The organism is Bradyrhizobium sp. MOS002, assembly GCF_003020115.1.
Lineage (GTDB): Bacteria > Pseudomonadota > Alphaproteobacteria > Rhizobiales > Xanthobacteraceae > Bradyrhizobium.
This window is the reverse complement of sequence record NZ_PYFX01000004.1, coordinates 386,669-408,454: the sequence shown is the minus strand read 5'-3', so window position 1 is coordinate 408,454 and position 21,786 is coordinate 386,669. Positions and strand designations below refer to the sequence as shown.

Sequence of the window (21,786 nt, the reverse complement as noted above, 5' to 3'; positions counted from 1 at the left end):
ATCACTCCAGATTCTGGACCTGCTCGCGGAATTGCTCGACCACGTTCTTCATGGCGAGCCCCGTATTGGTCAGCTCGATGTCGTTCGACTTCGAGCAACAGGTGTTGACCTCGCGGTGAAACTCCTGCGCCAGGAAGTCGAGCTTGCGTCCGACCGGGCCGCCCTTGCCGATCAGCTCGCGCGCCTGCGCGATGTGCGAGGCGATGCGGTCGAGCTCCTCGCGGATGTCGGCCCTGGTCGCGATCAGGATCGCTTCCTGCATCAGGCGGTCGGAATCGAAACGGTCGGAGGTGTCGAGCAGGCTCGCGATCTGCTCGGCGAGCCTGGCCTTGATCGCCTCGGGCTTGCGGCCGGGCGCGGCCTCGGCCTTCTTCGCCAGTTGCTCGACCTCGTCGACGCGCTGGATCAGGATCTGCCCGAGCGAGGTCCCCTCGCGCTTGCGCATCTCGACGAGTTCGGCGAGCGCCTTGTCGAAGGCGTCCGCGGCCGCGGCGCGCGCGGCCTTTTCCTCCTCCTCGTCGCCCTCGGGCTCGGCGACCTCAATGACACCCTTGATGGCCAAAAGCCCGTCGACGCTCGGCGCGACCGCATCGACCTTGCCGGCGATTACAGCGGCGGCCTTGAGGACGGCGTTGAGCACGTCCTCGTTGACGCGGACGCTGGTGGCCGCATTGGCGCGCTTGACGGTCAGATTGGCGTAGACGGTGCCCCGCGAGAGCAGCTCGGCGGCGCGCTTCTTGGCATGAGCCTCGAGCTCGTCGAACCCCTGCGGCAGCCGCACCCTGAGATCAAAGCCCTTGGCGTTGACCGACTTCAATTCCCATTCGAACGTATACGGCCCACTTGCGCCGTGGCTTCGGGCAAAGCCGGTCATGGACGACAACGCCATCAGGTCAATTTCTCCAGAAGCACGGGATTCGCGCGGCCATCAAGCCACGCGAATCTTAAGACTATTTTGCAGGAAAGTGTAATCCGCAAAGTCCCGCGGGGCAGGTCTGCGCGCAGGCCTAGCGCTGCACCACCGGGGGCGAGGCCTGCACTGCACCTTGCCGGGCCGGCGGCGGGCCCGCGGGGCGAGCGGCCGGCGGCTTTTTCTGCTGGTTGGGGCGCGCCGGCGTGGTCGCCGTCGGCGTATCGGCGGCGCCGGGCGCGGCGGCGGCCGGCGCCTGCGCGTCCTCGGCCGGCTCGACCGTGTCGTTCTGGATCTGCTTTTCCATCGCGCGGAGTTTCGCGACGTTCTTCTGGTGCGCGTCGTAGGTCTCGGTGAAGGAATGCCCGCCGGTGCCGTCCGCGACGAAATAGAGGTCGCGGGTGCGGGCCGGGTTGGCGGCAGCCTCGAGCGAGGCCCGGCCGGGGTTGGAGATCGGGCCCGGCGGCAGGCCCTCGATGACATAGGTGTTGTAGGGCGAGGGCTGCGTGATCTCGCTGCGCTTGATCGGACGGCCGAGCGTGCCCTTGCCGCCGACGAGGCCATAGATGATCGTGGGATCGGACTGCAGCTTGATCCTCTGCTTGAGGCGATTGATGAACACCGCGGCGACGCGGCTGCGCTCGTCAGGCTTGCCGGTCTCTTTCTCCACGATCGAGGCCAGCGTCACGAGTTGCTCCGGACTCTTGACCGGAATGTCCTGATTGCGGCGCTCCCAGATCTCGGTCAGCACGCGCTTGTGCGCCTGCTGCATGCGCTGGATCACCTGATCGCGCGGGGTGCCGCGCGGGAACTTGTAGGTCTCGGGCAGCAACGTGCCTTCGCGCGGCAGCTCACGCACACTGCCGGTGAAGATGTCGTTGTCGGACAGGCGCGCCACGATCTGCTCGGAGGTCAGGCCCTCCGGGATCGTCACGGCATGCTGCACCACCTTGCCCTCGACGATGGTGGCAATGACGTCGCGCAAGGATGCGTTCTTCTGGAACGAGTATTCACCAGGCTTGAGGTCCGAGCTCGCCTTCAACGCAGCGACGCTGGCAATGAACGCCCACGGATTGACGTCGGTCACGCCTTCCCGGTTCAACGTCTCGGCGATGTCGCGCTTGCCGGCGCGCTGCGGGATGTTGACGATCTTGTCTTCCTTCAGCGGTCCCGGCGCCTCGAGCACCTGTCGGCCGTAATAATACACGCCGCCCGCACCGATCATCGCAATCAGCAGCAGGGTAATGATGGCGTTGCCGACGATCACGAAGGGATTGCGCGCGCGGTCCGATCGCTTCGGCGGCGGCGGGACCTGCTCGGGCTCGAGCGCTGCCCGCGGGCTTCGGGGCGAAATGGGCGGCCTTTCACTCATCGAAGCAACCTGAATCCTGCCGGTTCAATCGCGACCTGACAATCGCTTGCCGAGCCAAATGCACGCGCCCGCTTCCATGACTATCGCCGAATACGGCAAAACGGTGGATTCGTCGCAACAACAAACTAATGGACCAGACGCCGGAAGATGACCGACGCGTTGGTACCGCCAAAACCAAAAGAATTCGACAACGCGACATTGACCTCGCGCTTCTTCGACTGATGCGGCACGAGATCGATCGCAGTCTCGACCGACGGATTGTCCAGATTGATGGTCGGCGGCACGACATTATCGCGAATCGCGAGAATGGCGAAGATCGCCTCGATCGCGCCGGCCGCACCCAAGAGGTGACCGGTCGACGACTTGGTCGAGGACATCGCGACCTTGGAGGCGGCATTGCCGAGCAGACGTTCAACAGCACCGAGCTCGATCTCGTCACCAAGCGGTGTCGAGGTGCCGTGCGCGTTGATGTAGTCGAGATCGGACGCGGTGAGGCCGGCGCGCTTGAGCGCCGCCGCCATGCTGCGGAAGCCGCCGTCGCCGTCGGGTGACGGCGAGGTGATGTGATAGGCATCGCCCGAAAGACCGTAGCCGATCACCTCGGCATAGATCTTCGCGCCGCGGCGCTTGGCGTGTTCGAGTTCTTCAAGGACCAGAACGCCGGCGCCCTCGCCCATCACGAAGCCGTCCCGGTCCTTGTCGTAGGGACGCGAGGCCTTCTCAGGCGTATCGTTGAAGGCTGTCGAAAGCGCACGCGCGGCGTTGAAGCCGGCAATGCCGATGCGACCGATCGGCGATTCCGCACCGCCGGCAACCATGACGTCGGCATCGCCGAGCGCGATCAGGCGGGCGGCATCGCCGACCGCGTGAGCGCCGGTCGAGCAGGCCGTGACCACCGAATGGTTCGGCCCCTTCAGCCCATGCTTGATCGAGACATAGCCGGAGGCGAGATTGATCAGGCGGCCCGGAATGAAGAACGGCGAGACCCGGCGCGGCCCGCGTTCCTTCAGCAGGACCGCGGTTTCGGCGATACCGTTGAGGCCGCCGATGCCGGACCCAATCATGGTGCCCGTGGCGCATTTATCCTCTTCGGTCTCGGGATGCCAGTTCGCATCGTCGAGCGCCTGGCCGGCTGCGGCCATGCCGAAGATGATGAAGTCGTCGACCTTGCGTTGGTCTTTCGGCTCCATCCAGATATCGGGATTGAAAGTGTCGTTGGTACCGTCGCCGCGCACGACCGTGCAGCCGATCTTGGTCTGAAGATCGGAGACATCGAAGCTCTCGATTTTGCGTGCGCCGCTTTCGCCGGCCAGGATGCGCTTCCAGGTCGGCTCGACTCCGCAGCCGAGTGGCGAAACCATGCCAAGACCCGTAACGACAACCCGCCTCATATCCGAAAACTCCGCATCGAAAGATTCACGGCCAATAACAAGAAACCGGCTGACCGCTGTTGGGCGGTCCGTCCGGTTTCAATGTTGTCCCCGCGAAAATGAAGAGCCTTAGCTCTTCGCGTTCTTCTCGAGAAACTTCGTGGCGTCGCCGACGGTGAGAATCGTCTCCGCCGCGTCGTCCGGAATCTCGCAACCGAATTCTTCTTCGAACGCCATCACCAGCTCGACGGTGTCCAGACTGTCGGCGCCGAGGTCGTCGATGAAGCTCGCAGCATCGACAACCTTCTCGGGTTCAACACCAAGGTGCTCGACCACGATCTTCTTAACCCGCTCGCCAATCTCACTCATTGCATAACCTCGTGTTGTTCCCTGTAGACCCGACCCCCCGGGACGATACGAGCCGTCGTGGTCGTTGACTGCCTTCGCTTACGAACTTTGCTGGCCCCATCCTAACCGATGCAGGCCCGGCGAATGACGGCCAAGGCTCCGCATCGCCAATATACAGGGTTTCAAAAACCTGCAATGGCGTTCTTTGCCCATCCGTTGAAGGTCCGGTTATCATACTTCAATTGCGTTGACTACAAGCCTCATTTCGCTCCGGAAACGGCCGTTTGCCGCATTCCGCGCCGCTAAGGGGGCGGTGCGGCATGAGGCGTCAGATCATGGCCATGCCGCCGTTGACGTGGATGGTTTGGCCGGTGACATAGGCCGCTTCGTTCGAACTCAGGTAGACGGCGGCTGCCGCGATGTCCTCGGGAGTCCCCAGGCGATTGGCCGGAACCTTGGTCAGAATCGTTTCGCGCTGCTTGTCGTTGAGCGCATCGGTCATCGGCGTCTTGATGAAGCCGGGCGCGATGCAGTTCGCGGTGACGCCGCGCTTGGCGTATTCGGCACCCAACGTCTTGATCATGCCGATCAGGCCCGCCTTCGACGCGGTATAATTGCCCTGCCCCGGATTGCCGGTGACGCCGACCACCGAGGTGATGGCGATAATGCGGCCGAAGCGCTTGCGCATCATCAATTTGGTGGCGGCGCGGGCAAGCCGGAAGGTCGAGGTCAAATTGATGTTGATGACCTCGTCCCAGTCCTCGTCACGCAGCTGCACGAAGAGATTGTCGCGGGTGATGCCGGCGTTGGCGACGAGAATGTCGACCTGTCCCATCGCCGCTTCCGCAGCGGGCACCAGCGCCTCGACCTCGTCGGCCTTGGAGAGATTGCAGGGCAGCACATGGGTGCGCTCGCCGAGCTTGCCGGCAAGCTCATCCAGCACTTCCTTGCGCGTCCCCGATATCGCGACGGTGGCGCCCTGCGCGTGCAGCGCCTGGGCGATCGCGCCGCCGATGCCGCCGGTTGCGCCGGTGACGAGCGCCTTTTTGCCAGTCAGATCGAACATCGATAACTCCTCCAAGGCACGATCCGGAAAAATGCGCAGCGGTTTTCCGAAAGGATCGTGCGTCAACTAAAGAACTCAAGCGCGACGGCGAATCATCGCGCCTCAGGCCTGCTTAGCAGCGGCCAATGCATCTTTGGCGGCAGCAATGTCGTTGGGACCACCGACCGCAACGCCGACGGCACCGTCCGCAATACGCTTGACGAGGCCGGTCAGCACCTTGCCGGCACCGATCTCGAAGAAACGGGTGACGCCCTGCCCCGCCATATAGGCAACCGACTCGCGCCAGCGCACGGTGCCGGTGACCTGCTCGACCAGGCGGCGGCGGATCTCGTCGGGATCGGTGATCGCGCTCGCCAGCACGTTCGACACCAACGGGGCCGCCGGCGCCTTGATCGTGACCTTGGCCAGCGCCTCCGCCATCGCGTCGGCAGCCGGCTGCATCAGCTTGCAATGGAACGGCGCGGACACCGGCAGCAACATTGCGCGCTTGGCGCCCTTGGTTTTGGCGATCTCGACGGCGCGATCGACCGCGGCCTTGTCACCGGAGACGACCACTTGCCCGCCGCCATTGTCGTTGGCGGCCTGGCAGACCTGCCCCTGAGCGGCCTCGTCCGCCACGGCCACGGCGGCCTCGTAGTCGAGGCCGAGCAGAGCGGCCATCGCACCGACGCCGACCGGCACGGCTTTTTGCATTGCGAGACCGCGGATGCGAAGCAGCCGCGCAGTGTCGGAAATCGTCAGGCTGCCGGCCGCGGCCAGTGCCGAATATTCACCGAGCGAGTGGCCGGCGACGAAGGCCGCATCCCGCCCCACGGAAAACCCGGCTTCGGCCTCCAGCACGCGCAGGGTGGCGACAGACACCGCCATCAGGGCCGGCTGAGCGTTCTGGGTGAGCTGGAGGATTTCGGCCGGACCATCCCAGATGGTCGCCGTCAGCTTCTCCCCCAGCGCGGCATCGACCTCGTCGAACACGGCGCGCGCCACCGGAAAAGCATCGGCCAGGGCCTTGCCCATGCCGACCGCCTGGGAACCCTGCCCCGGAAAAGTGAATGCTGCCGTCATCGGCGCTCCCTGCTTGTCGGGCGTGATCCCTGCGAGAACCGGCAGCCGATTACGCACGGCCTTGGGCCATGGTTCCGGATCATGCTCCAAAGGGGGCCGTAGACACTGTCCGGGGCCGGAATGTCAAGCCAAGATAGGAACTTCGATCTGCCGTCAACTGATAGAGACCGGTCCCTAGAATCCGCCGGCCGTCTGGTTGGCGTCGACCTCGGACCCCGCCTGCGCGCGGCGCGCGCTGTTGACCAATTGTCCCGGCCGGTCATCGCGGTTCGGCTTCGCCGTCGCAAGGCGTAGCACGGCGGCGTAATTCGGTTGCACCTCCATGCGGCCCGCATGCCGGCTCTCGCTCAGCACGCGGTGAACCTTGGGCAGATTGTAGCAGGGCACGTAGAACAAGAGATGATGTTCGAGGTGGTAGTTCACGTAATACGGCGCGATGAACAGGCGCTCGAGGAAATTGGCGTAGGTGGTGCGGGTGTTGCGCAAGGGATCGCTGCTGTCTGGCACGACCGCGTGCTCGGCAATGTTGCGGATGCGGGTGATGACCATCATCCAGGTCAGGAGCGGCACCAGCCATAGCAGCGGATAGGCCCACCACACGCCGGCCGCAGTGAGCGCTGCGAACATCGCGCCATTGACCAGACATTGCGGACCAAGCTTCTCCCAAAAATGCGCCGCGCGCTGTCGCAACGGCCAGTCCTTCGGCCCGAGCGCGTTGAGCAACTGCGCTTTGCGCTGCTGGTAGCCCGTCTGCCCGGTGAGGTCGCGAATGAACTTGCGGCGATAGCTCAGCTTCGTGATCGGAAATGGCGCCGACAGCACGAGATCAGGATCATCCTCCTGCTGGGTGCGCGCATGGTGCTGAAGGTGATAGCGCCGGTAGCTGCGCGTCTCCGCGAAGAGTGGATAGGCGCAGAACCACTGGCTCAGGGTCAGATTGGTTTTCTCGTCGGCGGACAGGCAGCCATGCGCGCCGTCATGCATGAGTATCGCGAGCCCGAGCTGACGCGAGCCGATGATGGCGACGGCGAAGATATAGGTGATCGGATTGGGCCACCACGCGACCAGGGCGATTGCTCCGATGATGAGCGCCCAGGCGTGCACGATCAGCGCGACGCCTTTCCAGGTCACGCGCTGGCGCACGTCGGCAAGTTGGTCGTCGGTCAGGAAATCGCGGGCACGCATGCGAAGCGCAGTCATGGCCTAACTCTCCTCATTCGAATTGCTTGACGCGTCGCGCGCGTCGACGAGGCGCAGGCGCGCAGCGTCATCATTGGACTTTGCCTGTTCGCCCAGCACGCGCAGCATCTCGGCGCACAGCGCCTCGGGCAAACGGCCCATGGCGTAGCCCTCGAGGATGACGCCGATGGCGACGGCCCAGAACCGCCGCGAGCTCTCATCGGGCGCGCGCAGGGAGCGCCAGCCCTGCCGCGCGACCTGGCTCGCATAGGCCCGCGCACCTTCACTGTGCAGGCGCTCGATGGTGCGCTCGACCAGCGGCGCGAGATCCTGGCGGCGCCGCGTCAGCGTCAGCGCCTCAGCGAAGAAGACCACCGAATCGCTCGCCGTGACGGTTTCGGCCAGCGCGTGGGTATAATCCTGAGGCGTGCGCGCCTTTAGCGCCGCCTGCTCGGTCGCCCGCGCCAGATACAGCAGCTCGCGGCAGGCGCATTCGACGAACAGCGCTTCCTTGGTGCGAAAGTAATAGGTGATCTGGCTTGGAAACGCGTTCGCAGCGGCTGCGATGTCGGTGATCGCCGTGCCCGACAGCCCCCGCTCCCGGAACAGCGGGCTCGCGGCATCCAGCAGCAGCGAGCGCATTTTGCGACCGGCCGACCGGGTGGCGCGGGCGGCGTGCTTGGGGTCGCCTGCCTCGAGCGGTTGATGGCCCGACTTTTCTGCCATTGGGGTTCACTCCCGTTGACTTATTTGTATGATATACAAACAAATAAATCAAGCTGGTATGGTAGCCGGCGGGGGATCTAGCCGCCCGCATCGGGACCCTCCACGCCAAAACGCCGCCTGCAACCTTGCCAAAAACCTTGCCAAGTCAGCCGAAATCCGTATAAGGCGCCCATCCGCAGACCCCGGCCGGGAGCTGAACGGACGGTCTCAGCAAATCATTCGTGATTTTGGTGTGGCAGGGCCAGTCGGCCCGTCGTCCCGTGTTTCCGCCTTCTGAGCTTAATCCCAGAGTCCTTTCCGAAGGCCTCTTAAGGGCTTGACGCCGGGCGATGCGCCAACATGAGGAAAGGACTTCCATGGCTCTCTATGAGCATGTTTTTCTCGCGCGCCAAGACGCGAGCACGCAGCAGGTCGAAGAGCTGACTGCGCAGATGACCGGCATCGTCGAGGGTCTCGGCGGCAAGGTCACCAAGACCGAGAATTGGGGCGTACGCTCCCTCACCTACCGCATGAACAAGAATCGCAAGGCGCATTTCGTGCTGCTCAACATCGATGCGCCGTCCGCGGCGATCGCCGAGATCGAGCGCCAGGAGCGCATCAGCGAAGACGTGATCCGCTATCTCAGCGTTCGCGTCGAGGAGCTCGAGGAAGGCCCGTCCGCGATGATGCGCAAGGCCGACCGTGACCGCGAGCGTGACGACCGTGGCGGCGGCTTCCGTGGCGATCGCGAAGGCGGTGGCTTCCGTGGCGACCGCGAGGGTGGTTTCCGTGGTGGCGATCGTGAAGGTGGCGGCTTCCGCGGTGACCGCGGTCCGCGCCGTCCGCGCGAAGACGCTGAAACCACCACCACCACCACGACGGATGGGGAGTAAGAACAATGGCTGAAGCTGGTGCACGCCGCCCGTTTTTCCGTCGTCGCAAGAGCTGCCCGTTCACGGGCGCGAATGCTCCGAAGATCGACTACAAGGACTCCAAGCTGCTGATGCGTTACGTCTCCGAGCGCGGCAAGATCGTGCCGAGCCGCATCACCGCGGTGTCCGCGAAGAAGCAGCGTGAGCTCGCCCGCGCCATCAAGCGCGCGCGCTTCCTGGGCCTGCTGCCCTACGTCATTCGCTAAGACGAATTCGGCCGGCGGCGACATCGCCGCCGGCCGAGCTACCTAGTTTCTCATAAGGCTTCCGGGTCGTCCGGTCGCCGATGGTTGGGGCGAGATGCCTCTAACCGCTCGAAGGGAGCGGGACAGCTGATGATGGCCTTTGGACTGATAGCCCTGATCGCCGGCGCTGCGTCGGCCCTGATGTTCGCCTCGATCGCTTCGGGCGCGCTGATCTCGCTCGTCCTGTTCTATCTCGCACCGCTGCCGCTGATGGTCGCTTCGATCGGCTGGGGACCGCTTTGCGCGAGCCTCGGCGGCATCGCCGCCGCCATTGGCCTCGGTGCCCTGTTCGGCCTGCCCTACTGCATCGCCTTCGCCGTCACCGTCGCATTGCCGGCCTGGTGGCTCGGCCATCTCGTCCTGCTCAGCCGGCCGGTCGGACCCGCCGCGCCCAAGGCAACCGCCGAGCCGCCCACTGAGCCTGCGCTCGAGTGGTATCCGGTCGGCCGCATCCTGCTGTGGATCGCGGGCTTCGCCACACTGACCACGCTCGCCGCCCTGCTCACGCTCGGCACCGACGCCGAGACCATCACCGGCACGCTGCGCCGCGGCCTGATGCGCCTCCTCCGCGCCGCCGACCCGCAGACCTCCGGCGAGACCGACCAATTCGTCGACGCGCTGGTGCGGATCGTGCCGGCCGCCGCCACCATCGTCGCGATGATGACGCTGACCCTCAATCTCTGGCTCAGCACCAAGGTGACGGCGACGTCGGGCCGGCTGCGACGCCCCTGGCCGGACCTGATGACGGCGGAGTTGCCGCCGATGACCCTCGTGGCGCTCTGCATTGCGCTCGCCTTCTGCTTCACCGGCGGACTGCTTGCGATCGTGGCGCAGATCGCGGCGGCGGCGCTGATGATGGGATATGCGCTGACCGGCTTTGCCGTGCTGCATACGCTGACGCTGGCGCTGAAGAGCCGCACCTTCTGGCTCGGCTCGATCTACGCCGTCGTGGTCGTGTTCGGATGGCCCGTGATGGCGATGGTGATCCTCGGCCTCGCGGATGCCGTATTCGGCCTCCGCGAACGCTTCCTTCGTACGCGCCAGCCACCGCCGCTGCCGACCTCTTGAGTTCAAGTCCGAAAGTTCAAGTTCGAAATTCCAACTCACTCAACACATCAAAGGAGAACGAATATGGAAGTCATTTTGCTGGAACGCGTCAACAAGCTCGGTCACATGGGCGAAGTCGTGAAGGTTCGCGACGGCTATGCCCGCAATTTCCTGCTCAAGCGCGGCAAGGCGCTGCGCGCCACCGCCGACAACCGTGCCAAGTACGACGGCATGAAGGCCGAGCTCGAGGCTCGCAACCTTGAGTCCAAGGGCGAGGCGTCGAAGGTCGCCGAGAAGATCCAGGGCAAGAACATCATCGTGATCCGTCAGGCTTCGGAAGCCGGCCAATTGTTCGGCTCGGTCAACGTGCGCGACATCGTCGTGGCGTTCGAAGCCGACGGCGTTTCGCTGTCCCGCCCGCAGGTTCAGCTCGACGCGCCGATCAAGACCATCGGCAAGCACACCATCACGGTTGCCATCCACCCCGAGGTCGAGATCGAGATCAGTGTCACCGTGGCGCGCAGCCAGGACGAGGCCGAGCGCATCAACCGCGGCGAGGACATCTCGAGCCGGAACGAAGACCGGGATGCTGCGGCCGAAGCGATCGCAGCCGCCGGCGAGTTCTTCGACCCGGAAGCCCTGCAGGACGACGCCGAGCCGGCGCCGGCTGCTGAAGAGACCGAGAAGTAAGCCTCGCGTTCGCGCAGGCTTTCGAAGCCCGGTCGCCTCAGGCGGCCGGGCTTTTCGTTTTGGCGGTGACGTCCTCGCTCAGCATCACGATCGACGGATTGAGCTTGTATTCCGCCGTCAGCGTCGGCTGGCCCCGCGAGGTCGCGGCTGCGATCGTGGTGGCGTTGTCGATCAGGAAGGCGGTGACGCCGCCATGGAAGAAGCCGTGCTGTTCGGCCGGCGTTCCACCGCCATCGTGCAGCGGTCAAGACGATGAAGGCCGCGCAAGTGCGCGGCCTTCGCATGTCTATAAAACGTGGTCGCTTATCGCGAAATCGGCGGCGCCGGCGGACCGGACGATTCAGCCGGCGCCGGTGGAGCCGCAGCGGTCGCGGGCGCCGGCTCCTGCGACTTCGCCGGCGGTTCGGACCTCGCGGCGGGCTTGGGAGCAGCCTCTTCCGCCGCCTTGGGCGCAACGGGCTCGGCGGGCTTCGCGGCGGACGGTGCCGCCGGCGTCACCTGCGGCACCGGATCGGGCCGCAACGCCGGAGTCTCGTTGCCGCGCGGCTCAACCTTGGCGCTTTCCGGCTTGGCCTCGGCTGGTTTCTCGGACGGCTTGCTGCCTTCAGATTTAGCCTCGCCGGAATCCACCTTCGCGGTCTCGGGCTTTGTCTCCGGTTTGGACTCGACCTTCGGCTCGGTCTTCTTGTCGTCTGCCGCCGGCGCCGCGGCATCGACCTTCGGCGCCTCATCACTTCCAGGCTTGCCGCGCTTGCCGAGACGCTTGGCCTTGCGCCCTTCGGGTGAAGCCTGGCCCTCGGGCGTCGCGCCTTCCTTCGTTCCTTCTTCGGCCGGCCGCGTGGCGCGCTTCTGACGTGCGCCATCGGCCGCGGGAGCGACACCCTCGCCTTCCGGTTTGGCGGTTTCCTGGGAACGTTGGCGGCGGCCCTGACGTTCAGGGGACTGCGCGGGATTTGTATTGGCTTCCTTGTCCTTGGCGCCGTCCTTCTTGTCCTTGCCATCCTTGGCCTGGTAGCGGGTGTCGGTGGCTCCGTTGGAGACGAGGTAGGAGGCGAGCACGCCGGCCATGTCGGAGCTGGTCGTGTAATGCTGGCGCAGGAAGCCCGGCAGCGAGCCCGGCGCCACGGTCTTCAACAGTCCGCGCGGGCTCTTGTGACATGCATTGCAGGTCTGCGCGAAAAGCTGGGATGGGGCCTTGCCGGCCTCGAGGTTCGTCGCCTGCGCGAGAACGGTATCGGTCGCGCCGAAGCCGATCAGAAGCAAGATCATCGCGAGGCTGAGCGCTCGGCTCGACATTCCCATCATCTCCATTGAATTCCGAGAGGTGCAGCCGGAAGGCGGCGCCGCGGCGGGTCACCTTTTATCCCATTGAGCCGCGAATGGAAGCAGGCTCCGCGCGCAAGGATGTGATTAAGCGGTTTTGGAATATCCGCTTTGAACACAGCGCAATAGCGGGCCCGTCACACCTCCCTAGATTTAGATGCAAACGCATAGGAACCGCTGGGATGCCTTGGCGTAAGGTGTGAATGCCGGGTTCGTCGCATCTCTTCGGGTTCGCTCGAGAGGATGAGTGCCGATGGACCGATTGTTGCGTCAATTCCTGTCTCAATTCATCCGCCGCGGGTCGATGACGGTGACCACGGCGAAGGGCTCGAAGTTCACCGTGGGGGACGGCTCGGGCGAACCGCTCGCAGTCCGCTTCGTCACCGCGGACGCTGAGCGGAAAATCCTCGTCAATCCTGAACTCGGGCTCGGCGAGGCCTACATGGACGGCGAGTTCGTCGTCGAGCACGGCACCATAGCTGATGCGCTCGCGATCCTGCTCGATCAACCCGACCTATTGCCGCACTGGGCAAAACCCTGGTGGCACCTGCGCTATCTGGTGCGGCACCTGAAGCAGTTCAATCCGCGCCCGCGATCCCGCAGTAACGTCGCACACCATTACGATCTCGATGCGAGGCTCTATTCGCTCTTCCTCGATGCCGACAAGCAATACAGCTGCGCCTATTTCGAGACGCCGGAGAGCACGCTCGACGATGCCCAGCTCGCCAAGAAACGGCACATCGCCGCAAAGCTGCTCGTCAAGGGCGGCCAGCGCGTGCTCGACATCGGCTCGGGCTGGGGCGGACTTGGGCTCTATCTCGCTGAGATCGCCGGTGCTGACGTCACCGGCATCACGTTGTCGACCGAGCAGTTGCAGATCGCTGATGCGCGCGCAGCCGAAAAAGGCCTGACTGGATCGGCCAAATTCCTGCTTCGGGACTATCGCGACATCGCCGGCCCGTTCGACCGCATCGTCTCAGTCGGCATGTTGGAGCATGTCGGCGCTCGCTTCTACGACACCTACTTCCAGTGCTGTGCCGAGCTGTTGGACAAGAATGGCATCATGCTGCTGCACTCGATCGGCCGTTCGCAGGGCCCGGACTCCACCAATCCCTGGATCGCCAAATACATCTTTCCCGGCGGCTACATCCCCGCCCTCTCGGAGGTGTTGCCGGCGATCGAGCGGGCGGGCCTGCTGATCTGCGACATCGAGATCCTGCGCCTGCATTACGCCGAAACGCTGAAGGCATGGCGCAAGCGCTTCATGGCGCGGCGCGAAGAAGCCGTGCAACTGTATGACGAGCGCTTCGCGCTGATGTGGGAATTTTATCTGGCAGCCAGCGAGATGACGTTCCGCAAGCAGGAGATGATGAACTTCCAGATTCAACTCACCCGGCGTCAAGGCGTCGTGCCGATGACGCGCGACTACATCGCACGTGAAGAAGTCAGGCTCCGGGCCGTCGAAGCCGGCGCCAGGCCGAGGCTGAAGCTGGCTGGTGAATAAGTCCTAGTGGCGCAGGGTCGACATCGGAGCGGACCGGAAAGAGGCCGTTAAGGCCAATTGGATCCGCACTGCCGTCAGGATTTCGGGGGCGACGGGCTCCCGACGCACTTGAGGCTGCTCAGCGTGCTCCATGGCCGCGATCAGCCCCGAGAGCCAAAGCCGGCTGCCTGCTTCGCTTCGCCAATTCCGGGGCTGCCGTTCTGGCCGCATCGCTTGCCTCGTTCCCTGGTGGCAGATCGGGAGACAACCCCCCGCCCGCCTGCCTGTTCCCGGCTGTACCCCCGAAAGAATCCGGGGAGATGTGATCTGCTTCACATAAGTCTCGTCGGCCCTGGCTTAGACCGTCGCCATGAGCAACGAGACCAAAACCTCATTCGACGTGCAGGACGACCTCCGCACCGATTACGCCCTGATCGCTACCGGCGTCGGGGCGGCCCTGGTTGCACTGGTCTACCTCCTGCTGGTCTGAACCGAGCTGAAAGCGCCCAGCGTGCGTCAATTCGCGCGCGTCTCGATACGTCTGCCCGCCAGCCCATTAGGTTCATTTCGTCCGGCGTTTTCCGTGGCGCGGTAGCGACCGCTTCAGGCCCCGACCGGTTCCACGAAAATCCGTCAAGCGTGGCGCGTACTGCGGCGGCCAATCATCCACCATTTTAATGATCGGTTGATAGAGGCCAGCTTTTGCTTCCGCTTTGGTCTGAGGCGGCGCTTTATCCCGGCCCCGCATCCGCCCCAGAAAATTGCTATCGCTCGACCATGGCCCTGACTGATTCGAACGTTCTCAAACTCGCGCCCGAAGCCGGAACTCCCGCCTATCGTAGCGCGCCGCATAATATCGAGGCGGAACAGAGCCTTCTGGGCGCGATCCTGGTCAACAACGACGCGTTTTACCGCGTCTCCGACTTTCTGGAGCCGAAGCACTATTTCGAGCCGCTGCACCAGACCATCTTCGAGACCGCGAGCAGCCTGATCCGGATGGGCAAGATCGCGACGCCCGTCACGCTGAAGACCTTCCTGCCCGCCGACACCGATATTGGCGGCATGACCATCGGGCAGTATCTGGCGCGCCTCGCCGCCGAAGCGACCACGATCATCAATGCGCAGGATTATGGGCGCACCATCTACGATCTGGCATTGCGACGCGACCTGATCGGCATCGGCGAGGACATGGTCAATGTCGCCTATGACGCCCCGGTCGACTTCGCGCCGCGGGCGCAGATCGAGGACGCCGAGCGCCGCCTCTACGAACTCGCCGAATCCGGCCGCTATGACGGCGGCTTCCAGAAATTTTCGCAGGCGCTGACGCTTGCGGTCGATCTGGCCGCGAAAGCGTTCCAGCGCGATGGAAAGCTGTCGGGCATCTCGACGGGCCTGCGCGACCTCGACACCAAGATGGGCGGGTTGCAGCACTCCGACCTCATCATCGTCGCCGGCCGCCCTGGCATGGGCAAGACGTCGCTCGCAACCAACATCGCCTACAACGTTGCCCGGGCCTACGTTCCAGAACTCCAGGCCGACGGCACTATGAAGGCCGCTCACGGCGGCGTCATCGGCTTCTTCTCCTGCGAAATGTCGGCCGACCAGCTCGCCACGCGTATCGTGGCCGAGCGCACCGGCATCCCCTCTTCGTCGATCCGCCGCGGCGGCATCTCGGAGGCCGATTTCGAGAAGATCCGCGAGGTCTCGATCGAGCTGCAGTCGCTGCCGTTCTATGTCGACGAGACCGGCGGTCTCTCGATTGCGCAGCTCATGGCGCGCGCCCGCCGGCTGAAGCGGCAGAAGGGCCTCGACCTCATCGTCATCGACTACATCCAGCTGTTGTCAGGCTCGGGCAAGCGCAGCGAAAACCGCGTGCAGGAAATCACCGAGATCACGACCAGTCTGAAAGCGCTCGCCAAGGAACTGAGCGTGCCCGTGATTGCGCTCTCGCAGCTCTCGCGCCAGGTCGAGTCGCGCGACGACAAGCGGCCGCAGCTGTCGGATTTGCGCGAATCGGGCTCGATCGAGCAGGACGCCGACGTCGTGCTGTTCGTCTATCGCGAGGAATATTACCTCGGAAACAAGGAGCCGCGCCCGGGCACACCCGAGCACGAAAAATGGCGCCTGGACATGGATCTTGCGCATGGCAAGGCCGAAGTCATCATCGGCAAGCAGCGCCACGGCCCGACCGGCACCGTCGATGTGGCCTTCGAAGCGTCGATCACACGGTTCGGCGACCTTGCGCCGGACAGCCAGGTGCCGGACCGCAGCGGCAACGACTACTGAGTTCCCTGGGTTGAACCGGACCGGCCTCTTGCGTAAAACGGCGCCATGACAATGGCGTCCGACCCGAAAATCATCCCGCAATCCGGCCTTCTCTCCGCGGAGGCCAATCAGGCTGCCGCGCTCGCGACTTTCGGTGGCGTGCTCACCGTCGATCTCGATGCCATCATCGCCAATTGGCGCAAGCTCGAGAAGACGGCGGTGCCGGCCGAATGCTCGGCGGTGATCAAGGCAGACGCCTATGGCTGCGGCGCCGAGCAGGTCGCGTGTGCCCTGAGTAAGGCCGGCTGCAAGACCTTCTTCGTCGCCACCATCGAGGAAGCGCGCAAGGTGCGCGCGGCGGTGCCAGAGCCGGCGATCTACGTGCTCGGCGGCTATTTCCAGAACACCGGCGAACACTACGCCCAGATCAACTGCCGTCCCGTGATCGGCGATCTCAACGAACTCGCCGAATGGGACGTGTTCTGCCGCCGCACCGGCTGGACCGGTGGCGCGGCCATCCACATCGACACCGGCATGAACCGGCTCGGCCTGACGCTTGCGGAAGCGCAGGCCATCATTCCCCGCATCAACGCCGGCGATCACGGCATCACGCTAGTGATGAGCCATCTAGTTTCGGCCGAGCAGCTCAACAGCCCGGTGAACGCCAAGCAACTCGCGGCCTTCCGCGGCATCGTCAGCGAATTCTCCGGCGTGCCGGCGGCGCTCGCCAATTCGTCCGGCGTCTTCCTCGGCGCGCCCTTCCAGTTCGACCTGGTGCGGCCGGGTGCCGCGCTCTATGGCGTCAACCCGACGCCGGAGGCCGACAATCCGATGCAGCCGGTGGTCGATCTCAAGGCCCGCATCGTGCAGTTCCGCAATGTCGAGCGCGGCGAGGGCGTCGGCTATGGCGGCACGTGGACTGCACGGCGGCCAACGAAACTCGCAATCATCGCGGTCGGTTATGCCGACGGCTATTTCCGCGCCGCTAGCTCCAATGACGGCACCCGCGGTGCCGAGGTCATCGTCGCCGGCAAGCGCTGTCCGGTCGCCGGCCGTGTCTCGATGGACCTGATCGCGATCGATATCACCGATCTGCCGCCGAACGCGGCGCGGCGCGGCCACATGGTGACGCTGCTCGGCGAGGGCATCACGGTCGACGAACTCGCGCATCATTTCGGAACGATCGGCTACGAGGTGCTGACCAGCCTCGGCCGCCGCTACGCCCGCATCTACAAAGGCGGGAATGTCGTGGAACCGCTGGCCAAGCCGGATCCCACACAGGCGGTCGAGCAGCAGACGCCCGCTCCGCCACCGATCGAGCAGCCCGCAAGCCCGCCGCCGCTGCCGGGCTGAGCGGCGTGCCGCTTACTTCTTTTTCCTGCTGTCCAGCGCCGTCTTGCAGGTTGCGCTGAGCTTGTCGCGCTTGCCGTTGAGGCAGGCGACGATGCCGCCGCCGGGCGCAATGCCGGCGCAGAATTTGTCATAGTCCGCCTTGCACGCGCCGCGCGGATCGGATGATTGTGCCGAGGCGGCCCCGGAGAACGCAACGGCGACGGCGATAACGGCAAAGCTCAACTTGGACATTGTTTCTCCGGTCACGGAAGGCAGGAGCCGGTAGCTCTACATGAAGATCGCGACGTTCAACATCAACAACATCAATCGCCGCCTGCCCAATCTGTTGGCATGGATGCGAACGGCGAAGCCCGACGTCGTCGCACTTCAGGAGTTGAAGGCAAGTGATGGCGAATTTCCGGCGGCCGCGATCGAAAAGGCCGGTTACGGCGCAGTGTGGTGTGGACAGAAGACCTGGAACGGCGTCGCCATCCTGGCCCGCAATGCCGAGCCCATTCTCACCCGCGATCGCTTGCCGGGAAAACCTGCCGATCACGAAGCGCGCTACATCGAGGCCGCGGTACGCGGTGTCATCGTCACCAGCATCTACCTGCCGAACGGCAATCCGCAGCCGGGACCGAAATTCGACTACAAGCTCGACTGGTTCGCGCGCCTCAAGCGCCACGCCAGAACCTTGATCAAGCAGGATCTGCCCGTGGTGCTCGCCGGCGACTACAACGTTGCGCCTGACGAGATCGACATCTATCCGACGCGTTCGTGGGACAAGGATGCCTTGATCCAGCCGAAGAGCCGTGCGGCCTTTGCCTCGCTGGTGGCACAAGGCTGGTGTGACGCAGTCCGCGAACTGCACCCGGAGAAGCGCATCTACACCTTCTGGGACTACAAGCGAAACCGCTGGCCGCGCGATGCTGGCCTGCGGCTCGATCATCTCCTGCTCAGCCCTGCCCTCGTCTCACGCCTGGCAAAAGCCGGCGTGGACAAGAAGGTTCGCGGCGAGGAAGGCGCGAGCGATCACGCCCCGGCGTGGGTGGTGCTGCGCTAGGTCAACGCGCGTAATAGTCCTGCACCGTGTCCCACGCTGCTTTCTGCAGCAGCTCCACCGTCGGCGCGTCCAGTCCCATCGTGTAGGCATTGCCGACCGGTGAGCGGCCCGTCAGCGCGGCGAACGTCACGCAGGTCGCCAGATACGTGCCTGCGGGGCTCGGGTGCCGCTTGTCCGGCGCATACAGATTGAGCTCGGGCTGCAGCTTGCGCACGCGCGCGAAGGCAAGGCCCGCGGGGATCACCAGCGCATCATTGGCATTGCCTGCGCTCGTGTAGGCCTCGGCCAAGGCTTCCGTCATCTCAGGCTTGTCGGCGTAAGCCCAGGACATGAACAGCACCGGCCGCATACCGTGGGCGCGGACGATCTCGCCGTCCTTTTTCACGAAGGTCGCGAACGCGTCCTTCAATTGCGGATGGATCGGGCACTGGCTGCAATCCATCATCACGACGGCATCGAACTGCCGGCCCGGCTTGTTGAAGACGACGTTGTTCTGCTCGTCGAACGAATAGGCGCCGAGGCCGCCCGGCCGCAGCAGATTGTCCATGTCGTGCCAATCGAGGCCGGAGCCGCCGATCGTTGCCATGGTGTTGCGATAGGCCGCCTTGTTTTCGGGATACGCAGCCCGCTCCATGAAGGAGAGATGCCCGGGCATGCCGTTGTTGTAGTAGAAGAAGCTGTTACCGACGAACAGCGCGGCCTTGGGAAAATCCGGTCCTGACGTCGTGACCTTGGGCTTGGTCTGCGCCTGCGCATTGAAGCCGGCTACAACGGCCAGACACATCGCGAGCATCACTCGCGCAAAAAGACGCATCATCGGCTTCCTCCCCTTTTTCTGTCGGACCGGAAACAGATCAGCTTTTCAAGAGTGCCTCAAGGGGACGGACGAGCAGCAGACATGCGCGAGAGCGCATGCTCACCACAAATTCTTGCCGTCGATCATGGTCACCGGCACGGCCTCGAGATCGAACTCGTCGAACAGGCGCGCGTTGACGCCGACCCTGGGATTGTCGAAATCGGGCTTGCCGGTCGACCAGTCCGGCGACTCCGAATAGGTGCCGCAGCCGCAGCTTGCGCAGAAATGGTGTTTGACGGTACGGCTGCCCCAGAGATAGGTCGCGACGTTCTCCGCGGGCGACAGCAGCCGAAACTGCGCCGGCGTGTAATAGGCCCACAACGCGCCGCGCTTGGCGCAGAGCGAGCAGGTGCAACGGGTCACGCTCGAGGGCGCCTCCGTCACCTCGAACACCGTCTCACCGCAATGACAGCTTGCCTCGATCGGCATGACCCGCTCTCCGTTTTGTCAGGAGGTGGTCGTAGCCGGACCCTGCTGCCAACATGCTGTCAGCAGCGCGCAGCCGGCTTGCTCCACGTGCTGCGAGCACCGACTTGCCGCGCCAACTCAACAAAAACATGAAAAACAACCCCATGCACAGTAGCCGATCGCTGTCGAATCAATGGGTTACGTATATTCCGAAACAGAGTTGACTTGTCGGGCAAAACACTGGCAAGATGTCACCATTGAAGAATTCCATTCGCTGCCGACATTGAGAGGCGCCCGAGCGCCGGCGTCGCCAGATTGCAATTCAGGAAACCGCTGCAAGCCAGCGAGCGACCGTGAACATGAGCGCCCGCCAAGGACGACATTGGACATCACCTGTCGGGACCAACACGTTGGGCCAGAAGCCGAAATCGATTACGAACCAGGCTGCATTCGCCTTACAAACATGAGGCAGACTCCTCATCGCGCCGACAATCGCGGGGTCCCCACTCAATCTCGGATTCCGTCGTAGCGAGCCTAGAAGTCGATGGCCTAGTTCTTGGGACTCAGTGAATCATCGAAAAGGTGGACGGGTGGACCATCATTGACGACCTTGAACGGATCGAGCGACAGCGCAGCCGAAATTGTCAGCAAGCTTGAATCGACCATTTCCACCGTCAGAATGCGGCCCGATCGGAGTTCGCTGATGAAACGCGGACTGGCCGGGCCTGCGGCGACGCACGCGTTTGCAAAGCACCAATCAAAAGGAATGCGAAGCGGTTCGCCCTGGTCTACTCTTAAAGCAACATCGGCTCGCAAATACATCCCGTGCGGTAGGAGCATCTGAATTCGGCCTTCAGCCGCTCCCGTTTCGATGAGGTCGAAGCGTACCATTTGCTGTCCGGTTTCCATCAAACCGCTATTCGTCGTCCGGCAAACTTTTTCCGCAGGCGACACTTCGAAGCAGACTTTACGCCAGCCACTCATTTGCAGGTCGCGGATGTTCCGCTTTCCCCGCGGGCTGACACCCGAACCAGCCGGCATATTCGCCGTTGTGCTATCTGCCTGCTCGGCCAATGCCGCACTCAATTGCATGCAAGGCAATTCCCACAAACCGGCAAGGAAACTCGCCCACACCGACGTTGCGATGAACAGCCGAGAATGCCATGTCGCTTGATCGAGCCTCTTCATGGATGCGCCTCCAGAAATCCACTCACGACAGGTGACCAGATCGGAATGGCGTTTGGGTCGTCCAGCAGGAAGTGACCTTCATTTCCGAATGGCGGTAGCAGGTGGTATTCACCCGTCCCGCCCGCAGCACGGTATGCTTCGAGCAGTTTTCGCGAGAGCGACGGTCCAAAATAGGTGTCGTTCTCCGTGTAGATAGACAGAACCGGGACGCGCGCGGAACGGCCAAATTCTCGGGCGGCCTCGACCAGCTTGTCCGGGGCGCAATTGTTGTTGGGCTTACCATCGACGCGTCCTCCGCGGCCCGCCTCGAAGGTGATGATGGCCCGTACACCTGCGGGATTCAGGCTTGAAAGGGCTAGTGCTCCCCAGCCGCCACCCGATTGGCCGACCACAATCGTGCCGGGACCGGCTGCGAGCTTGCGATCGAGGACATAATCGATCACCCATTGATTGAGCCGGGCGATCGCAATACCTGCAGCCCGGAAATTCGCGTCAGTGCATTTTCCAACAGCGCCGAAATAGGTGCTGACCACACCCTGGTCGGGCAAATCAATAGCGGCGCTGCCGAAGCCGGGCCGAATTGGGACGACGACGAGATATCCGCGCCTCGCAAACCAGAATGCTGCGGCGCGAAACTCGACCGTCGGATAAAAGCTGCGCTCTTTAGGGTCCAAGGTCTCGCCGTGGTTCATGACGACGAGGGGAAGCGGCGCATCGAGAAGCGGCTTCACCACGTAGGCTAGGACAGGGATCGGAAGCGGCAGAACAAGAAGCTGCTCTTCCAGGCGCAGTTCCTGGGCGTGGGCGGCAGTGAGAGAAAGTATCGCCAGACAGGCGAGAACTTTCGCAAGGATGGTTCTCATCCAATTCATCACGGGATCCTATCGTTGTAAGCGGTGGATCAAATTGTCGCGTGCTCGCAGCGAGATTTCTTCCAACCTA

At 63.8% G+C, this 21,786-nt stretch carries 22 protein-coding genes; 8 read left to right on the top strand and 14 right to left on the bottom strand.

What is annotated here, in order from left to right; genetic code table 11:
* Position 1: 1 nt before the first annotated feature.
* From C7G41_RS14880 to C7G41_RS14845, 8 genes are all read right to left on the bottom strand, one after another.
* Positions 2 to 889 (bottom strand): YicC/YloC family endoribonuclease, encoded by an 888-nt coding sequence (locus tag C7G41_RS14880; protein ID WP_106943276.1) that lies wholly within the window; start codon positions 887 to 889, stop codon positions 2 to 4.
* Between the two features lie 118 nt (positions 890 to 1,007).
* Positions 1,008 to 2,282 carry an endolytic transglycosylase MltG gene (gene mltG, locus C7G41_RS14875; protein WP_106943275.1) on the bottom strand — a complete coding sequence of 425 codons (1,275 nt, stop codon included), beginning with the start codon at positions 2,280 to 2,282 and terminating at the stop codon, positions 1,008 to 1,010.
* A 125-nt stretch (positions 2,283 to 2,407) separates the two neighbouring features.
* Positions 2,408 to 3,673, bottom strand: a complete 1,266-nt coding sequence (gene fabF / locus C7G41_RS14870; protein WP_106943274.1) for a beta-ketoacyl-ACP synthase II — start codon at positions 3,671 to 3,673, stop codon at positions 2,408 to 2,410.
* A 108-nt stretch (positions 3,674 to 3,781) separates the two neighbouring features.
* Positions 3,782 to 4,021 carry an acyl carrier protein gene (locus C7G41_RS14865; RefSeq protein WP_006020277.1) on the bottom strand — a complete coding sequence of 80 codons (240 nt, stop codon included), beginning with the start codon at positions 4,019 to 4,021 and terminating at the stop codon, positions 3,782 to 3,784.
* Between the two features lie 307 nt (positions 4,022 to 4,328).
* Positions 4,329 to 5,066, bottom strand: a complete 738-nt coding sequence (fabG, locus tag C7G41_RS14860; RefSeq protein WP_106943661.1) for a 3-oxoacyl-[acyl-carrier-protein] reductase — start codon at positions 5,064 to 5,066, stop codon at positions 4,329 to 4,331.
* A gap of 102 nt (positions 5,067 to 5,168) precedes the next feature.
* Entirely contained in the window at positions 5,169 to 6,128 is a 960-nt protein-coding gene (gene fabD, locus C7G41_RS14855; protein WP_106943660.1) for an ACP S-malonyltransferase, read from the bottom strand.
* 174 nt (positions 6,129 to 6,302) lie between these two features.
* Positions 6,303 to 7,328, bottom strand: a complete 1,026-nt coding sequence (locus C7G41_RS14850; RefSeq protein WP_106943273.1) for a fatty acid desaturase family protein — start codon at positions 7,326 to 7,328, stop codon at positions 6,303 to 6,305.
* A 3-nt stretch (positions 7,329 to 7,331) separates the two neighbouring features.
* Positions 7,332 to 8,033, bottom strand: a complete 702-nt coding sequence (locus C7G41_RS14845) for a TetR/AcrR family transcriptional regulator C-terminal domain-containing protein (protein WP_106943272.1) — start codon at positions 8,031 to 8,033, stop codon at positions 7,332 to 7,334.
* 356 nt (positions 8,034 to 8,389) lie between these two features.
* Between C7G41_RS14845 and rpsF the strand changes: the two genes are divergently transcribed.
* The 4 genes from rpsF to rplI all read left to right on the top strand — a co-directional run bounded on the left by rpsF (position 8,390) and on the right by rplI (position 10,926).
* Positions 8,390 to 8,905: a 30S ribosomal protein S6 gene (gene rpsF, locus C7G41_RS14840; RefSeq protein ID WP_085352909.1), complete on the top strand. Its 516-nt coding sequence runs from the start codon at positions 8,390 to 8,392 to the stop codon at positions 8,903 to 8,905.
* Positions 8,906 to 8,910: 5 nt separating this feature from the next.
* Entirely contained in the window at positions 8,911 to 9,150 is a 240-nt protein-coding gene (rpsR, locus tag C7G41_RS14835; RefSeq protein WP_007592020.1) for a 30S ribosomal protein S18, read from the top strand.
* A gap of 129 nt (positions 9,151 to 9,279) precedes the next feature.
* Positions 9,280 to 10,257, top strand: coding sequence for a DUF2232 domain-containing protein (locus C7G41_RS14830; RefSeq protein WP_106943271.1), 978 nt, complete (start codon positions 9,280 to 9,282; stop codon positions 10,255 to 10,257).
* A 63-nt stretch (positions 10,258 to 10,320) separates the two neighbouring features.
* Positions 10,321 to 10,926: a 50S ribosomal protein L9 gene (rplI, locus tag C7G41_RS14825; RefSeq protein ID WP_106943270.1), complete on the top strand. Its 606-nt coding sequence runs from the start codon at positions 10,321 to 10,323 to the stop codon at positions 10,924 to 10,926.
* A gap of 303 nt (positions 10,927 to 11,229) precedes the next feature.
* Here the strand turns inward: rplI and C7G41_RS14815 are convergent, their stop codons facing one another.
* The gene (locus C7G41_RS14815; RefSeq protein ID WP_199198376.1) at positions 11,230 to 12,222 is read right to left on the bottom strand and encodes a hypothetical protein; all 993 of its coding nucleotides are present in this window, start codon (positions 12,220 to 12,222) and stop codon (positions 11,230 to 11,232) included.
* Between the two features lie 280 nt (positions 12,223 to 12,502).
* On the opposite strand from C7G41_RS14815, the gene C7G41_RS14810 reads away from it, so the two are divergent.
* The 3 genes from C7G41_RS14810 (at position 12,503) to alr (ending at position 17,350) form a co-directional block, all read left to right on the top strand.
* Positions 12,503 to 13,753: a cyclopropane-fatty-acyl-phospholipid synthase family protein gene (locus C7G41_RS14810; protein ID WP_199198375.1), complete on the top strand. Its 1,251-nt coding sequence runs from the start codon at positions 12,503 to 12,505 to the stop codon at positions 13,751 to 13,753.
* A 756-nt stretch (positions 13,754 to 14,509) separates the two neighbouring features.
* Positions 14,510 to 16,018: a replicative DNA helicase gene (locus tag C7G41_RS14800; protein ID WP_027569657.1), complete on the top strand. Its 1,509-nt coding sequence runs from the start codon at positions 14,510 to 14,512 to the stop codon at positions 16,016 to 16,018.
* Positions 16,019 to 16,069: 51 nt separating this feature from the next.
* Positions 16,070 to 17,350, top strand: a complete 1,281-nt coding sequence (alr, locus tag C7G41_RS14795; protein ID WP_199198435.1) for an alanine racemase — start codon at positions 16,070 to 16,072, stop codon at positions 17,348 to 17,350.
* A 12-nt stretch (positions 17,351 to 17,362) separates the two neighbouring features.
* Here the strand turns inward: alr and C7G41_RS14790 are convergent, their stop codons facing one another.
* Positions 17,363 to 17,581: a hypothetical protein gene (locus C7G41_RS14790; protein ID WP_106943266.1), complete on the bottom strand. Its 219-nt coding sequence runs from the start codon at positions 17,579 to 17,581 to the stop codon at positions 17,363 to 17,365.
* A 40-nt stretch (positions 17,582 to 17,621) separates the two neighbouring features.
* On the opposite strand from C7G41_RS14790, the gene C7G41_RS14785 reads away from it, so the two are divergent.
* A complete protein-coding gene (locus C7G41_RS14785) occupies positions 17,622 to 18,392 on the top strand; it encodes an exodeoxyribonuclease III (RefSeq protein WP_106943265.1) in 771 nt (256 codons plus the stop codon).
* Between the two features lies 1 nt (position 18,393).
* On the opposite strand, the gene C7G41_RS14780 is transcribed toward C7G41_RS14785, so the two are convergent.
* From C7G41_RS14780 to C7G41_RS14765, 4 genes are all read right to left on the bottom strand, one after another.
* Positions 18,394 to 19,209 carry a DUF4886 domain-containing protein gene (locus tag C7G41_RS14780; protein WP_106943264.1) on the bottom strand — a complete coding sequence of 272 codons (816 nt, stop codon included), beginning with the start codon at positions 19,207 to 19,209 and terminating at the stop codon, positions 18,394 to 18,396.
* A gap of 99 nt (positions 19,210 to 19,308) precedes the next feature.
* Positions 19,309 to 19,677 (bottom strand): GFA family protein, encoded by a 369-nt coding sequence (locus C7G41_RS14775; protein WP_106943263.1) that lies wholly within the window; start codon positions 19,675 to 19,677, stop codon positions 19,309 to 19,311.
* A 528-nt stretch (positions 19,678 to 20,205) separates the two neighbouring features.
* Entirely contained in the window at positions 20,206 to 20,844 is a 639-nt protein-coding gene (locus C7G41_RS14770; protein ID WP_106943262.1) for an invasion associated locus B family protein, read from the bottom strand.
* The gene (locus C7G41_RS14765) at positions 20,841 to 21,716 is read right to left on the bottom strand and encodes a S9 family peptidase (RefSeq protein ID WP_245446541.1); all 876 of its coding nucleotides are present in this window, start codon (positions 21,714 to 21,716) and stop codon (positions 20,841 to 20,843) included. Before C7G41_RS14765 ends, C7G41_RS14770 begins: the two co-directional genes overlap by 4 nt.
* Positions 21,717 to 21,786: the final 70 nt, after the last annotated feature.